Genomic DNA, 14787 nt, shown 5'->3' with positions numbered 1-14787 from the left:
CGGTTCCCCCACCTCGACGGCGCCCTAGCATCGAGCCGCAGCACCGGGTTCCGCCCGGTCTCCACCGCCGAAGGGACAGTCGTGGCCGCGTACACCATCCGCGTCATCCGCAACGACCACGACAGCACCGAGCTGACCCACGTCACGGTCGACACCTCCACCAACGAGGCGCGCGTGAGCGGGTCCCCCGCGGTCGACCTCGACCTGCTCCTGCGCGCCCTCTCCGCGCCGCAGCGACCCGCCACGACCGGACCGGAGCGGCCCGGCCGACCCGTTCCGGCGCGGGGCTCACGCCGCCGGCGGCTGGCCTCACCCGGCCAGCCACTACGACCGGTGCGGGCGCCGGAGTCCGGCGGAACGACCGGCCGGTAGGGGAAGGCCGGCTCGTCGAGCCCGCGGCGGCGGAGACCCGTGCATGGCGCGGCTCCACCACAGCGGTCCGGGGTGCAGGCGCCAGGACACCCGCCGCCACGCCGGCGCGGTACGACGTCGCGCGTCGACGTATGCGCGGGCCTGGTCGCGCGCCACCACCGCGTCGCGGTCGGTCAGCGGCGCGGACCCGAAACCGGCCCGGTTCGCCGCGTCGGCGAGGTCGTCCAGCGGGGGCAGGCCGTCGGCCCGGTCTGCCGCCCACCGCGCCACCTCCGTCACCGTGAGGCCGGCGGGTGCGGGATGTCCGGCCAGGCGCAGCGCGTCGAGCAGTTCCAGCCAGGCACCGGTCACCCGGTCGGACGGATCGCCGTGGAGCAGCCGACGGCGGGACAGCCGCCAGCGGGCCGCCACCGCGGTGGCCCCGGCGCCCAGCAGCGCCAGCACGGCCGCCACCGCGACGACCGCTTCCGTGGGCCACCGACCGGATCCGGATCCACCGGGTGCCGCCACCGGGAGCGGAGGTGACGTCGACGGCACCGGCGGCGGAGCGACCGTCGACGGGGACGCCGTCGACGGTGCCGGGCCCGGCCGGTACGCCCCGAGCGGACGGGCCTCCGCGCCCGGCTCGGGCATCGGGTCGAACGGCACCCAGCCGACCCCGGCGAACAACACCTCCGGCCAGGCGAGGGCATCGGCGCCGCGCACCGTGCCCCGCACCGTGCCGCGCCCGGGCGCGCCGGTGAAGCCGACCACGACGCGCGTCGGAAGTCCCATGAGCCGACCGAGCACCGCGTACGCCGCGGCGAACTGCTCCGACGTGCCGCGCTGCGCCCCGAGCAGGAAGAACCGCAGGTTCGGGTAGGCGTGACCGCCGGGCGCGCCAAGGTCGTAGGTGTAGTGGTCGGCGAGGAACCGCTCGAGCGTCTGCGCCTTGCGGTACGGGTTGACCTCCCCGCCGGCGACCGTGCGCGCGAGCGCGGCGAGGTCGCCCGGTAACGGGTCACCGGCCTCCAGGTAGCGGCTCACCTCCGGGCCGCCCGGCACGCCCGCCGTGGCCGCCTCCCGGTCGGGACGGGGCACCACCGACGTGACCGTGTACGTGGTGCCCGGTGCCAGCGCGTCCTCGCTGAGCAGGGAGCCGCTGTCCGGGTCGTAGGCGACGGCGATCCCCCGCACCTGTACCGGCGCGGCGACCGCGGGTGCCAGCCTGCCCCCCAGCCCGCGGACGGTGAACCGCGTGTGCACCCGCGTGCCGCCGGCCGGAGGTTCCGGCAGCCAGCGGCCCGCCGGTCGGTGGGCGGCGCCGATCCGCCACGTCACTCCGTCGAAGTCGCCGAGCGCCGCGAGGGTGAGCCGTGCCGGCGCGGGCGGGTCGACGTCGAACAGCGGCAGGTCGACGTCGAACAGGGGCCGGTCGGGGTCCTGCGTCCACCCGGAGATGCGGGCGAGGGGGTTCCCGTCGAGCGGGTCGGTGGTCGGCGGGTCGGCCGCGGCCCGTAGGTCCGGCGGCCGGTGCGGCACCGTCACCGCGACCGCCACCACGGCCAGGACGACCGCAAGGGCGGACGGCGCCGCGGCGAGCAGCCGCGACGCGAGAGGCGTCCCGGCGTTCGCGGCGCCCGGCCGCGACGTGGGAGGCGCACCGTCGTTCGCGGCGCCCGGTCGCGACGCGAGGGGCGCCCCGGCAGGTGACGCGTTCGCGGCCAGCAGGCCGGCGCAGAGCGCCACGAACGTCACCGCCCGCCACGGCTGGACTCCCCCGTCGGGACCGGCGAGGGCCAGGGCCGCCGCGTACACCGCCACCGGCGCCGACAGTGCGACGGCCGGTCGCCCGGCGCGCACCGCGACCTCGGCGCCGACCAGGCCCGCCACCCACACCACGACGATGGGCAGCAGCACGGTCGCGGGCCGCACCTCCACCGGCACCAGCGAGGTGAGCAGCCGCGGGCCGCCGTCGCGGACCGCGCGGGTCCACGTGTCCGGCCCGGGGTCCAGCCACTGGAGCACGACGGCGGCGTAGGCGATGAGCGCGGTCGTCGACACGAGCGGAACCGTCCACTGTGGACGCCGCAGCAGGGCGACGCCGACACCCGTCGCGCCGGCGGCGGCGCCTGCCACCAGGAGGGCGAACACCGGCCCGTGGTAGATCCTGCCCGCGGCACCGGCACCCACCGCGAGCGCCGCCGCGAACGGCACGGCCGTGAGCATCCGACGGGTCACCGGGCCCACGCCGCCGGCCATCGCGCGGCGAAGTCCGCGCCGTTCCGTGCGCTGAAGGGAGCCGCCGGCCCGCCGAAGACCACGACCCGCGTCGACGGATACCGTCGCCGCAGGCCCGACAGCGCACCGGCTCCGGACGGCCCGGTGAGGCACACGAGGACGTCACCGGACCCGGCGAGCCGGCCGGTCACGGCCAGCGCCAGCCCGTGCTCCGGCTGGGCCGCGCCGCGCAGTGCCACCTCGGCGAGCAGGTGCAGGAATCCGGCCAGCCCGGGCCGACCCGTCAGCTCCGCGCCACCGGTGGTGACCAGTCGCACCGCGATGTCCGCGCGCAGCGCCGCCGCCACGATCGAACCCGCGGCCTCGCACGCCGACTCGAACGTGTCGTCCCCGTGCGCGCCGGCGCGGTCGTCGAGCAGCACCACCAGTCCCGGCCGGCCGGCGTCCGTCCGCCCGCGCACCATGAGGTCGCCGAGGCGCGCGCTCGACCGCCAGTGCACCTGCCGCAGGTCGTCGCCGGTCGCGTACCGGCGCAACTGGTCCGACACGGCGCCCCCGCCGGGCCGCGTACCGCAGTCGTCGTCGGTCCCGCGGCGCAGCGCGGCCGGCAGGCCGCCGAGGGGGTGCAGCGTCGGATGGACCAGCACCACCGCGCGGTCGCCGATCACGCGCCCGGCGCCGGCCAGTCCCAGGGGATCGCGGCGGCCGACCCACAACGGGCCCAACCGCACCGGCCCGCGCCGTGTGGTCGGCACGTCGTACCGCACGGTCGCGACCTCCCCTGGGCGCAGGAACATCGATGGGACCGGGATGCGCCCGTCCTCGGCGGCCAGTCGCACCGTGCGGGTCGAGTCGTGGCGCACCTCCAGCACCGCGTGGCACGACCCGCCGCGCGTCACGAGAGCGGGCTCGACGGTCCGGGTCACGGTCAGCCGTGGCAGCCGCCGGGCCGACGCCAGCGACAGCAGCACCGACACCGCCGCCGCCGCGCCCACCGCGGCCGCCTCCGGGTAGCCGAGCCACCCGCCCGCCACCAGCAGCACGGCACCGGCCGCGAGCACGCCGCGCCCGCGTCCCGTCATCCTCATGTGCGGACCGGAACCGGTGCGGGGACGCCCCGCAGGACGGATCCCAGCACGTCCTGGGGCGTGACCGCACGCAGCTGCGCGTCGGGTACGAGCACGAGCCGGTGGGCGAACACCGGTCCGACGAGCTCCTTCAGATCCTCGGGCAGGACGTAGCCGCGTCCGGACACGTGCGCGAGACCGCGGGCCGCGCGGGTCAACGCGATGACGCCGCGCGGGCTCACCCCGACCCGCACGTCGGGATGCGTGCGGGTGGCGGCGGCGAGGCGGACCGCGTACCGGTACAGCGGGTCGGCGAGGTGGATCCGTCCCGTGAGCCGGATGAGCTCGCGCAGCGTCCGGGTGTCGGTCAACGGTGACAGGTCCTCCGGCGAGCGGCCGGCCGCCGCGGCACGCGCCACCTCCACCTCGACGTCTTCGTCGGGATAGCCGACCGACAGCCGGAGAAGGAACCGGTCGAGCTGCGCCTCGGGCAGCCGGTAGGTGCCGTCCATCTCCACCGGGTTCTGGGTGGCCACGACGAGGAACGGGCGCGGCACCTCGCGCCGGACACCGTCGACGGTGACGTGCCGCTCCTCCATCACCTCGAGCAGGGCCGACTGGGTGCGCGGCGAGGCGCGGTTGATCTCGTCGGCGATGACGACGTTGGCGAACACCGGCCCGGGATGGAACTCGAAGTCGCCACGCGTGCGGTGGTAGACGGTCACGCCGACGACGTCGGACGGCTGCAGGTCGGGCGTGAACTGGATCCGTTTGCAGGCACCGCGTACGACCGCCGCGACCGCGCGGGCCAGGGTGGTCTTGCCGACCCCGGGCACGTCCTCGACCAGCAGGTGACCCTCGGCCAGCAACGCGGCCAGCGTCAGCCGGACGACATCGGGCTTGCCGAGCACGACCGACGACACGCTGTCGGCGATCTGCCGCACCACGCTGGTGCTCTCCCGCGCCGGCGGCCGCAGGACCGCGCCGTTGACGCCTGCCATCAGCGGCAGTCCGGGAGGTTGGCCCGGTTGTCGTTGTCGTCGAGGTTGAACCAGACGTACGGGATGTACAGGTCGGCGCCGTCGACGGTGATCCTGATCCAGAGGTCGCTGCGCTTGTTGGCGTTGTACTGCGCGGCGAACAGCTCGGCGTCGGCGGACAGGTTGCCGTCGCGGCCCACGACCTTGCAGGTCGCCCGGTACCGCTGCCCGTCCAGCCCGGCCCTGCCGGTCCGCACCGTGGTGTCCTGCATGGGCTGCGAGTACAGGCCGACGCCGCGCTCGCAGTAGCCGTCGGTGCCCTTGCAGGCGACGGTCCCGAACAGCTCCTTCGTCGTGGCCGGCACGGGTGTCTCCCGGCGGCGGCCCTGCGTGTTGGTGACGGTCAACGTGGCGTTGTAGGCGACGCCGGGCGCGAGTCCGTCGTAGGTCAGGCTCTGTCCGGCACAGTCGGCCTCGACGACCCGCGTCATCCCGGCGATCGCCAGGCCGCACAACGGTGTTCCGCCGCCACCGCCGTCGACGGTGAACGTCACGGTGACGAACGTGTAGCCCGGCGTCTGGCCGGTGACGGTGACGGTCGGCTCGGCCGGCGGGGTGACGGTCACCGGCGCGGTGGGCTCGCCGGCGCCCGCCTCGTTGTACGCCGCGACGGTGACGGCGGTACCGGTGGGCAGCGCGGCGAGCCGGGCGGTGGTGCCGCCGGTCACCTCCCTGGTGCCGCCGTCGAACGCGACGACGTATCCGGTGACCGGCCGTCCGTTGGTGTTGGTCGGCGGGTCCCAGGCCACGTCGACCGCGTCGGCGGTCGCCTTCACCCGCAGGTTCAGCGGTGCGCCGGGTCGGGTGAACGGCGTCACCGGCGCCGACGGCTGCGACGCCGCGGAACTGCCGCCCTGGGCGTCGATCGCGGCCACGGTGAAGGCCACCTGGTCGCCGTAGGTCAGGGTGCCGGCCGGGACGGTGAACGCGGTCTGCCCGCCGTCGGGCCGCCAGGTCAGCTGGGGACCGTTGGCGCGGATGGCGCCGACCTGGTAGCCGGCCGCCGGCGCGGCCGGTGCGGTCCACCCGACCCGCACGGTGCCGTCGGGCAGCGGCTGGGCGGTCACCGCGGTCGGCACCCGGTTCGTGGGCGGGGCACTGGCCGACGGTGGGCCCGCTGACGGCGGTCCCATCGAGGACGGCACCCCCGACGCGGGCGGAACCGGCGACGCGGGCGCGACGGACGACGGCGCGACAGGCGACGACGGCGCGGTAGCCGGCGGCGCGTTCGACGACGGGGGCCTCGTCGACGCGGGCTTCGTCGACGCTGGCGCGGTCGAGCGCGGCGGAGCCGGCGGCACGATCGACGGCGGCCGGGCCGTCGGTGGCGCGGTGGTCGGTGGCCGCGCCGTCGGTGGCGCGGTGGTCGGTGGCCGCGCCGTCGGTGGCGCGCTCGACGGCCGGACCGACGGCGGCGCGCTCGACCGCGGCGGATCCGACGTGCCCGGGCGGGCCGAGCCGGACGCCGACGCGCTCGGTGCCGGCGACGGCGGCGGCGTGTCGTCGCCGGCCACATCCTCGCGGTACTTGTCGACCGCGGACACCTTGTGCTCGCGGTCGACCACCTGCGCGCCCGACCCGTCGACGGCGTTGATGTACAGATGGTTCCCGCGCACGCTCAGCTCGATGTGGTTGCTGCCGCGGACGGCGATCTGCCCGGTCGGCGTCCCCGTCGGTCCGAGGACGTAGACGACACCGGCGGCGTCGTCGGCGACGTAGAACCGGCCCTGCCACGGCACCGCCGCGCGCAGGTCGCTTCCCTTACCGGGTACGGGGAAGCTGGCCGTCGCGCCGTTGCCGTCGACGACGACGAGCGTGCGGTCGGTCGGAACGGTCACCGCGACCCGGTCGCCGCCGGTGCGTGGTGCCACCTCGGCCGGGCCGGACAGCTGCAGTGCCGTCCGCCTGACATCCTCGCCGCGGACGGTGACGAGCTGTCCGGCGGTGCGGTCGAGCACGGCGATCCCCTTGTCCAGCACCGAAACCGTGAGGTCGTGGCCGGGCTCGGTCACCGGCACCGTCGACGTGGTGGGTGGGGCGCCCCGGGACGCGTCCGGCGTCACCGCCACCACGGTGCCGTCGCCGGGCAACGCCAGCCACAGCCGGCCGTCGGTGTCGAAGCCTCCGCCGCGCAGGCCGGGCGGAAGCTCCAGCACCGGGCCGGTCGGCGCGAGGGTCCGCGGGTCCACCGGGCCGACCCGGCCACGGACACGGTCGACGACGTAGGCGGTCCGCTCGTGCACCAGCACCTCGACGCCCTCGCCGGGAGCGGTGTCCAGGTACGCCGAGATCTGCAGGGTCACCAGGTCGAGCGTGCTCGTGCGGCCGGTGTCCACGTCGCGGATGACGAGGTACCGGTCGGTCTGTTCGACGGTGACCCGGTGCCCGGCCGAACCGTCGACGTCGACCCGGGTGTCGACGCTCGCCGTGCCGCCGTTGACCCGCCCGAGCTCGCCGGACGGGCTGCTGAACAACCACGCGACGGGCACCGTGTCCGGCACCGTCCGGTCCGGCGCGAAGGCGACGACGCTGATGACGGCCGCGACGAGCGTGGCGACGGCCGTCACCGCGGTGGGGAGCCCGCCCGGAAGCCCGTCCAGCCGCTTCCACCGTCCACTGTGGCCGTTCAAGGTCCGGTACCGCATCTACCGCCCCCGCGTTCCGTTGCCGCGGTCGGTGACCGTCGCGGACTTCCGGCCGCGCAGCACCGGCGGCACCCGGCCCGCCGACGCGATGTAGTCCGTGATCCGCCGGTCCACGCCGGCCGACTCGGCGTAGCGCAGCAGCAGCCGGTCGACCCTGTCCCTGCCGGCGCGGATCTGCGCGCTGTCCTTGCGCTTCCACCACGGCGTCAGCCTGACCTCGACCGGCCGCACGTCGCGGCCGATGACGATCGCGGTACCGAACTCCATCGTCCGCAGCTCCTCGGGAGTCAGCACCGGGCTGAGCACCTCCCGGTTGCCGGCGCTGAACATCGCCGACGGGTGCCGTACGTTGCCGATCAGCTCGGACAGGTCCTCCAGGTCGTCGACATTGCCGAGACCGCCGGCGACGACCTTGACCGCGGCGTTGTCCCACATCATGCGGACGACAGAGTCGCCGTAGGCGTCCTTGGCCTGGGAGACCGACCGCAGGTAGACGTGCAGCGCGACCGACGACCTGCCCATCAGCGCCATGAACCGGGCCAGGTTGCCCATCGGCGCCGCGTAGATCGCCTCGTTGATCTCGACGGTGACGGGTGGTTCGACGCGTCCGCCCGGCATCTTCGCGCCGATTCCGCGCAGCTGCGTCCACATCGACTGCATCAGCAGGTGGACGCCCGGCGTGACCGGGTTGGACCCGGTCTCCTTCACCAGGACGTAGAGGGTGTTGCGGCCGGAGGCGAACTCCTCGAGGTCGAAGCTCTCGTCGGGACCGGGTGAGAAGTGCGCGAGCACGGACGGCTCGGACAGGAACCGCAGGCACTGGGCCGCGGTCGACCACATCGCGGTGCGGCTCTCCGGGTTGGTGGCGAGGAGTGCGGCCAGCTCCGCCGCCCAGCCCGGTACGGCCACACCCGCGGCCTCGGCGCGACGCAGCAGCATCAGCGGCTCGGGATCGCTGGGGTCACGCGTCCATCGCATGACATCGGTGATGGTCCGGCCGTGCAGGGCGGCGGCGTGCAGGTAGCAGCGGAGGATGACGACCGCGGCCGTGGCCGAGAAGTGACTGGCGTCGTGGCCGGCCTTGGTCTCCCTGCCCATGTGGTACCCGGCGTACTTGGCCATGGTCGTGGCCCGGTCGTCGGCGACGTTCGGGTTCTCCGATCCCCGGACCAGGCACATGCGGATCCGGTCGGGCCACCGGGTCAGGTCGTTGGGGTCGAAGACCATGACGCGGCCCCGCCGCGCGCGCATCGCGTAGGTCGTGGTGAACGTCTCGAGCTCGGTCGTCAGCACGATGCAGGCGCCCGGTGCGTCGATGGTGAACGGCGCGACGAAGTGCGCGTCCTTGCCCTGCCGGGGCGGCGCGACCACCAGGAGGGGGTCGGCGACCGAGCTGTACACCCGCCGCCACGAGCGGACGTCGCGGCCGAGACAGAACCCGACATCCTCCGGAGCGACCCGTCGCCGGCCGGCGAGGGCGGGCCGGATGGTCGGGATCTTCCGCAGGAGGGCCCGGCGACCGAGCTGGCGCCGGACCTCGTCGCTGGAGGCGAAACCGAGCCGCCCCCACCGGAAGCCCCGGCGGCGGCGCCACTCCCACTCGCTCCGGACGACCAGCACGCCGCCGGCGACGAGCAGCACCATCAGCGGGACGAAGATGAGGTACACCAGCCACGCCGGACCGACGACACCGGGCCACGCCAGGACGGGGTCGCCGGGCTCGCGCAGCCACTCGGCGAACACCTCCGTGGGCGACGCGTCCGGCCAGCCCCGCCCGGTCACGACCGCGGACAGCTGACCGGCGAGCCAGAACATCCAGCCGGCGACGAAGAGGGTCATGCCGGCGGCGACGAGCAGGAACTCGGGCCGGCTACCGGACTTCGCGCTCATCGGGCCCCCTGGAGTGCCGTATGTCGTATGTTGCTTTCGTCAACGCTAGCACGGTTCTAGTAGCTGCACCCGACCGTGGGGAGCAGGAGCGGGTTCGGCGCGGCCAGCCCGTCGTAGACCGACAGCAGCCACGTCTGCGGGCACCGGGAGGTCTCGCCGACCTTGATCCCGATGTGCAGGTGCGGCCCGGTCGAGCGGCCGGTGTTGCCCGTGGCACCGACGTACTGCCCGGCGACGACCGACGCCCCCTCACCCACGTCCACGGCACTGAGGTGGCAGTAGACGTAGCTGCCGCCGTCACCGGCGGCGATGACGATGCCCGTGCCGCACCGGTCGTCGTCGACCAGGGACACCGTGCCGGGAACCATCGCGTAGGCCGGCGTGCCGGTCGGCACCGCCAGGTCGACCGCCGGGTAGTCGTGGTGCGGGTCGTCGTACTCGTCCCGGGGCAGCAGGTCGCGGGCCAACGGCAACGCGGCGGAGTGCAGCGCCGGCTGCGGGGCGACACTGTCGGGCGGGCAGACCGGGACACCCGCCCACAGCAGCTGCGTCGCGGCGGCCGCCCATTCGTCGAACTCGTGGTACCGGAACTCGTACCGTTGCGCGGGTCGCTGGACCCGGACGGCCGCCGCACCGATCTCCATGCCCGGCCACTCGGGCACGTGGACGAGCCCTTTCACGCCGGGCAGTCCGACCAGGAACGCTCTGGTCGCCCTGACCGGGTCGGTCGAGACCGTGACCGGGTAGTACTCCTGCCGCTGCTGGAACAGCCCCAACGAGTCCGCGTCGCCGTAGTTGAGGTTCCGCAGGTTCGACTCCACCCAGGTCACCACGAGCGCGATCTCCGCCGCGCGACGGCCGGCGCCCGGAGCGAGCGGCACCTCCGGTGGGCCACCGTTGGACCCCTCGGTCACCGTCCGGATCGTGGATACGACAACCGTCGCGTTCGTCAGCTCCTCCGGGGTCAGGTAGTCCAGGTCCTCCTCCCGGGGTCGGTTCAGGTCCTTCCAGGGCTTCGGCACCGTGAGCGTCGACCCGTTCGGACCGCACGCCGGAGCGGCCGCGCCGCCGGAGACACCCACGACGACCCCGAAGGCGCACAGCAGCCCGACCAGCAGCACGTAGATCCCGGCGGCCGGCACGAGGACCCACTTCGTCACGGCGGGGACTCGGCGACGAGAGCGGTGTTGGTGTCGAAGATGGGCGCCTCGACGGGGGTACGCACCGTGGTCACCTTGAAGAGCCGGTCACCGACCATCCAGACGGCGCGGCCGGTCCGTTGCCGGGCCCAGCCGCACACCCAGTCACGGGAGACGTCGTTCAACCCGACGAGCTCACGCAGCTCGTCGGCGATCTTCGGGTCCTGCGCGAACATCACCTTGGTGTCGCACAACGCCATCATGTCCTTGGCGATCGCGACCTCCTGGCTGCCGGCCGCGCCGACGCTGAGCAGGTCGCTGGGCTTGTGCGCCACGATGATCTGGATCTCGCCGTCGTTGCGGGACAGGCGCAGGTCGGAGTCGAGCGACTGCACCGCGCCGACCCCGAGCCGCATCTGGCGCCACACCTCGTCGCGCACGACGATGGTGATCTCGCCCGGTCGGCGCAGGTCGGTCATCGCCCGCGACCACGAGTTGACACACGCGAGTGCGACGCCGACCACCTCGTCCCCCAGGTCGTCGAGGCGCCGCAACGACAGCGACTGGATCGGGGCCCGCCAGTCCAGCCGGATCGTCGTCGCGGAGTCGAAGAGACCGGCGAGAGCGCCTCGCACCAGGGTGCCGAGCGCATCGGTGCTCTGGCGTGTCGCGTCCACCATCTCCCGCACGCCGGAATACCGGCAGGCGTCGGCGAGTTCGGGCGTCGGCCGCGACAACGCGTGGTGCACCTCGGGAATGGTGACCGTGCGCAGACGGCCGTCGCCGCGCGACCACCCGGACAGCTCCGCGAGCACCGTGGCGATCGCGTTCTCGTCCGACGGCGTGGCCCGGACGCCGCGCACGCCGATGAGCGCCTTCAACAGCACGACCCACCGGGCGAAGATGAGCGCCGCCCGCGTGCCGCGTTCCGCGGCGGCCAACCGGTCCCAGCCCTGTGCGAGCGGACCCAGGTCGAGCGGGTTGATGCGGGCCGGCAGCCCGAGTCCCAACGCGATCGGCTCCACGCCGACCGCCCGGCACAGCGGCTCGTACTCCCCCTTGACGTCCCCGGCGACGAGCACGCGGGCGTTGAACAGCATCATCCTCAGCAGGAACGCCTTGACCGTCGTCGACTTGCCCTGACCGGGCTTGCCGAAGAAGATCAGGTTGGGGTTGGTCACGATCTGTTTGAGCACCCAGCCGACCGGGTCGACGTAGAACCCGCCGGCGGTCACCGAGTCGTACCCCATCAACGCGCCCGTCGGTGGAAGTCCCTCGGCGGTCAGAAGCGGGAAGATGCCACCGATCTCGGCCGTCGACGCGCGGTAGACGACCAGCGGCGCCGGCACCGGCGACCAGCCGTGGCCGGCACGGGCATGCCCCCGGGCCGGCGCGGACGCCCGCAGCAGCGCGGCATCGCGGCGGCCGTTCCCGCGGTCCGGGGGCGGCGGCGCGTCCGGCAGGCGGCCGCCGTAGTCGGTCACGAGGTCCGGCAGGGACCGGCCGTTCACCGGGCGTCGACCGGCCATCAGCCCATCACCCTGCTGGGAAGCCCGACGCCCAGGGGCAGGCAGGCCGCGACGAACCCGGAGTCCTGCGCCAGTTCCAGCCGCAGCAGGCGGTAGTGGCAGGCTCGCGCCGTCGCCTCGAAGTTGGCGGCGTGATCCTCGACGGGCCAGTTCACCGGCACCGTGACCGACGCCGCACCGGCCACCCGGACCATCGTGTGACCGGCCACCACCTGGTTCTCGTGGACGGCTGTCTCCGTCGCCCGCCGCCGTTGCGCCATGCCGACCCGGAATCCCCGCGACCGTTTGACCTCGGCCGCCATCTCGGCGGTCCAGATGTCGCGCTCCACCTGGCGGGCCGCCTTCGACGGGTCCTGCGGCTCGTAGTGCAACGCGAGCGTGCGGCGCTCGCCCGGCTCCGACGGCTCGAGCAGGCGCGCCAGCGCACCGACGCGGGTCGGCAGGTCCGGAAGCAGCAACGCGTAGCTGACCGTGGCGAAGGCGTCGTGGGTGTAGCTGCGCGCCGACGGGCTCGGCGCGTTGACCGGCCCGGCGGCGCCGACCGGCAGGCCGGTCACGGTCGGACGGCCGCGGGCCGCCTCCTGCTTCGCCCGCTCCAGAACGGGGGCCTCCGCCATGTTGTATCCGGTCCGGACGGCGGCCGCCACGTCCTCGGTGTGCAGCCACCGCAGCTGGGTGGCACCCAACGCGCGCAGGTGGTTCTCGATCTCCTGCAGGTGCCGGTACAGCACGCGGGCCCGTCCCGCCACCCCGCTGCCGGCCTGCGCCGCGTTGCGACGGATCCGTGCCTCCGACACGCCGACCGTCACGAACACCTCGTGCCGCACGGCCGCCGCGACCACCGCGTGCTCCAGTTGTGCGCTGACCTGACGGGCGATGTCGGGAGCCGACGGCGACATGTTGTCGGCGATCCAGGCCGCCCGCTCCGCGCCGTCGTCCGGAACGGTACGGATCATGATGGAGATCCGCGACACCTGCTCGCCGCGCGAGGCGGCGGCGAGCATCGAGCCGAGCTGGTCGGCGTAGGCGTTGCGGGTCGCGTCGTCGACCGCCGCGAGGCCCGGGTGCGTCACCTGCGCGACCGCCGACCAGCGTCCGGCACGCGGGTCCTGGATCACGCAGACGCGTTGCAGGGTCGGCCCGAACGGCGGACCGTCGTGCAACCGCAGCGCGGCGGCGACACCGGGCAGGTCGGCCGTCCGGAGCTCCTTCAATGTCGCGGTGCCCGTCGACGCCGCCGACCGCCATCGTGACCAACCCATGAACCGCCCCCAGAGAAACATGTAGACATCCGCCAACCATCGGGCCGCCGGGCGGCCCCGCACCGGCACGGCGATCAGCGCGACCGCCGTCGCCGAGACCGGCAGTACCTGGATCGCCGCCATCCACCGGCTCTGCGACACGGCGAGGAGCAGCGGGAGCAGCGCCACCGCCGACAGCACCGTCTGCCAGCCGGTGAGGCCCATGAACCAGCCGTACCTCTCGCGGCGCCAGCCGCTGTAGACCCGGTCGTCATCAGGCGTGGTCGTAGCCACTGCCCACCCCTTCCGGTACGCGCGGCGCACTCGCCTGCGGGAGGTCGCGGAGCTGCTGCACGCGGCTGGTACTGATCGGCGTGGAGGCGCCGTCGCTGCCTCTGACGTCGTCGGCGCTGATGAAGCTCCAGCCGGAACCACCGGAGCCGCTGCCGCCGCCTGAGCTACCTCCGCCCGAGCTACCCGCGCCCGGGCCACGTGTGCCTCCGGGCTCGACCGACCGCGTCGAGCCTCCGTCGGTCTCCGTCGACCTCGTCGCGGTCAGGTCGCCCGCGGCCCTCGTCAGGCCGCCGCCGGCGACCTTGCTCAGGCCGCCGCCGGCCGCGGCGAGGCCGCCCGTCAGGGTTCCGCCGCCCACCCGGGTGAGGCTGGCGAGCGTACCGGCGAACCGGCGTTCCGCGGTCGACCCGGCGGCGGCGATGCCCGCGGTTCCTCCCGCGTTGACGTCGGAACGGCTCGTGCCGGTGGACACCTGGACACTGCTCACCCCGCCCGCAGCCCTGTCGGTGAAGCCGAGCATCTTGTAGATGACCACGAACGCGAACGGCGACAGCAGGATGATCAGCCCGCTGAGGAACAGGGTGACGAAGGCTACGAGGTCCTCGAACCCTTTCTCCGTACCGCCCTCCCGCGCGTTGACGGCCTCGAACGTCGACGTCTGCAGGCCGATGCCGATGAGCAGTACCAGCGCGGAGCCCAACGGTGCCAACGCCGCCGTGCCCAGCACCCGGGCCAGCATCGGCAACCAGGCGCGGCCGAACTCGGACAGCCGGCCGGCGGCCGCGATGACGATCACGCAGGCGCCCAACGGAAGGACGAACTGGAGGGCCAGATACATCAGCAGGTACAGCAACGCGGCGGGCAGATCGAACAGCACGCCGCCCAGGGCCAGCATGCCCGGGTCCGCGCCGGCGTCCACGGCCGCCCGCAGCTGCTCGTTCAACGTGGACGCTTCCGTGGCGCCCGGCGGCGTCCGCAACCGCCCGGGCAGGTCGGGCCACCCGTCGGCCCCGCCCGCCTTGAGAAGCTCGTTGGCCAGCGCGTCGCTGGCGTCCATCGCGAGCTCGAGGATGGCGACCCCGCCCACGACCGCGAACGTGTACTCGACGAGACCGATGGCCAGGCGGCCGAACCCACCGCCGACCTGGATCAGGGACCGGCCGATCTGGACCAGCGCCATCAGGAACGCCAGGGTGACGCCGATCGACGTCGTGTTGCCGACCACGCCCTCGAACGGCGTGACCTCGATCCGGCCGGTGTCGATGAGTTCGAACGCGGCGGTGAGTGCTCCGGTGCACCTTTCCGCGATCCAGAGGAAGAACTCATCCAACGGACCCACCAACCACGACC

At 74.1% G+C, this 14787-nt stretch carries 10 protein-coding genes; 1 reads left to right on the top strand and 9 read right to left on the bottom strand.

What is annotated here, in order from left to right:
* Positions 1–81: 81 nt before the first annotated feature.
* A complete protein-coding gene (locus Voc01_RS27760) occupies positions 82–372 on the top strand; it encodes a hypothetical protein (protein WP_203930514.1) in 291 nt (96 codons plus the stop codon).
* Here the strand turns inward: Voc01_RS27760 and Voc01_RS27755 are convergent.
* From Voc01_RS27755 to Voc01_RS27715, 9 genes are read right to left on the bottom strand one after another with little or no spacing between them, the layout of a single operon-like run.
* Positions 325–2592: a transglutaminase domain-containing protein gene (locus Voc01_RS27755; protein WP_239160537.1), complete on the bottom strand. Its 2268-nt coding sequence runs from the start codon at positions 2590–2592 to the stop codon at positions 325–327. The genes Voc01_RS27760 and Voc01_RS27755 overlap by 48 nt on opposite strands.
* Complete coding sequence (locus Voc01_RS27750; protein ID WP_203930513.1) at positions 2589–3680, bottom strand: DUF58 domain-containing protein; 1092 nt, start codon at positions 3678–3680, stop codon at positions 2589–2591. Before Voc01_RS27750 ends, Voc01_RS27755 begins: the two co-directional genes overlap by 4 nt.
* Positions 3677–4660 (bottom strand): AAA family ATPase, encoded by a 984-nt coding sequence (locus Voc01_RS27745; protein ID WP_203930512.1) that lies wholly within the window; start codon positions 4658–4660, stop codon positions 3677–3679. The genes Voc01_RS27750 and Voc01_RS27745 overlap by 4 nt, the downstream gene beginning before the upstream one ends.
* Positions 4660–7344, bottom strand: coding sequence for a fibronectin type III domain-containing protein (locus Voc01_RS27740; protein WP_203930511.1), 2685 nt, complete (start codon positions 7342–7344; stop codon positions 4660–4662). Before Voc01_RS27740 ends, Voc01_RS27745 begins: the two co-directional genes overlap by 1 nt.
* Positions 7345–9234, bottom strand: a complete 1890-nt coding sequence (locus Voc01_RS27735) for a type IV secretory system conjugative DNA transfer family protein (protein ID WP_203930510.1) — start codon at positions 9232–9234, stop codon at positions 7345–7347.
* A 56-nt stretch (positions 9235–9290) separates the two neighbouring features.
* Positions 9291–10394, bottom strand: coding sequence for a M23 family metallopeptidase (locus tag Voc01_RS27730; protein WP_203930509.1), 1104 nt, complete (start codon positions 10392–10394; stop codon positions 9291–9293).
* Positions 10391–11902, bottom strand: a complete 1512-nt coding sequence (locus tag Voc01_RS27725) for a putative type IV secretion/conjugal transfer ATPase (protein ID WP_203930508.1) — start codon at positions 11900–11902, stop codon at positions 10391–10393. The genes Voc01_RS27730 and Voc01_RS27725 overlap by 4 nt, the downstream gene beginning before the upstream one ends.
* Entirely contained in the window at positions 11902–13437 is a 1536-nt protein-coding gene (locus tag Voc01_RS27720; RefSeq protein WP_203930507.1) for an SCO6880 family protein, read from the bottom strand. Before Voc01_RS27720 ends, Voc01_RS27725 begins: the two co-directional genes overlap by 1 nt.
* Positions 13418–14776 carry a hypothetical protein gene (locus Voc01_RS27715; protein ID WP_203930506.1) on the bottom strand — a complete coding sequence of 453 codons (1359 nt, stop codon included), beginning with the start codon at positions 14774–14776 and terminating at the stop codon, positions 13418–13420. The genes Voc01_RS27720 and Voc01_RS27715 overlap by 20 nt, the downstream gene beginning before the upstream one ends.
* Positions 14777–14787 lie beyond the last annotated feature (11 nt).

The organism is Virgisporangium ochraceum (assembly GCF_016863655.1).
Lineage (GTDB): Bacteria > Actinomycetota > Actinomycetes > Mycobacteriales > Micromonosporaceae > Virgisporangium > Virgisporangium ochraceum.
Note: the sequence above shows the minus strand (reverse complement) of the source record. Positions and strands in the feature narration are given on the sequence as shown.

Coding starts and splice junctions, on each gene's coding strand:
- Voc01_RS27750 (WP_203930513.1), bottom strand. CDS start 3,680: ATGAGGATGACGGGACGCGGGCGCGGCGTGCTCGCGGCCGGTGCCGTG.
- Voc01_RS27735 (WP_203930510.1), bottom strand. CDS start 9,234: ATGAGCGCGAAGTCCGGTAGCCGGCCCGAGTTCCTGCTCGTCGCCGCC.
- Voc01_RS27740 (WP_203930511.1), bottom strand. CDS start 7,344: ATGCGGTACCGGACCTTGAACGGCCACAGTGGACGGTGGAAGCGGCTG.
- Voc01_RS27725 (WP_203930508.1), bottom strand. CDS start 11,902: ATGGCCGGTCGACGCCCGGTGAACGGCCGGTCCCTGCCGGACCTCGTG.
- Voc01_RS27745 (WP_203930512.1), bottom strand. CDS start 4,660: ATGGCAGGCGTCAACGGCGCGGTCCTGCGGCCGCCGGCGCGGGAGAGC.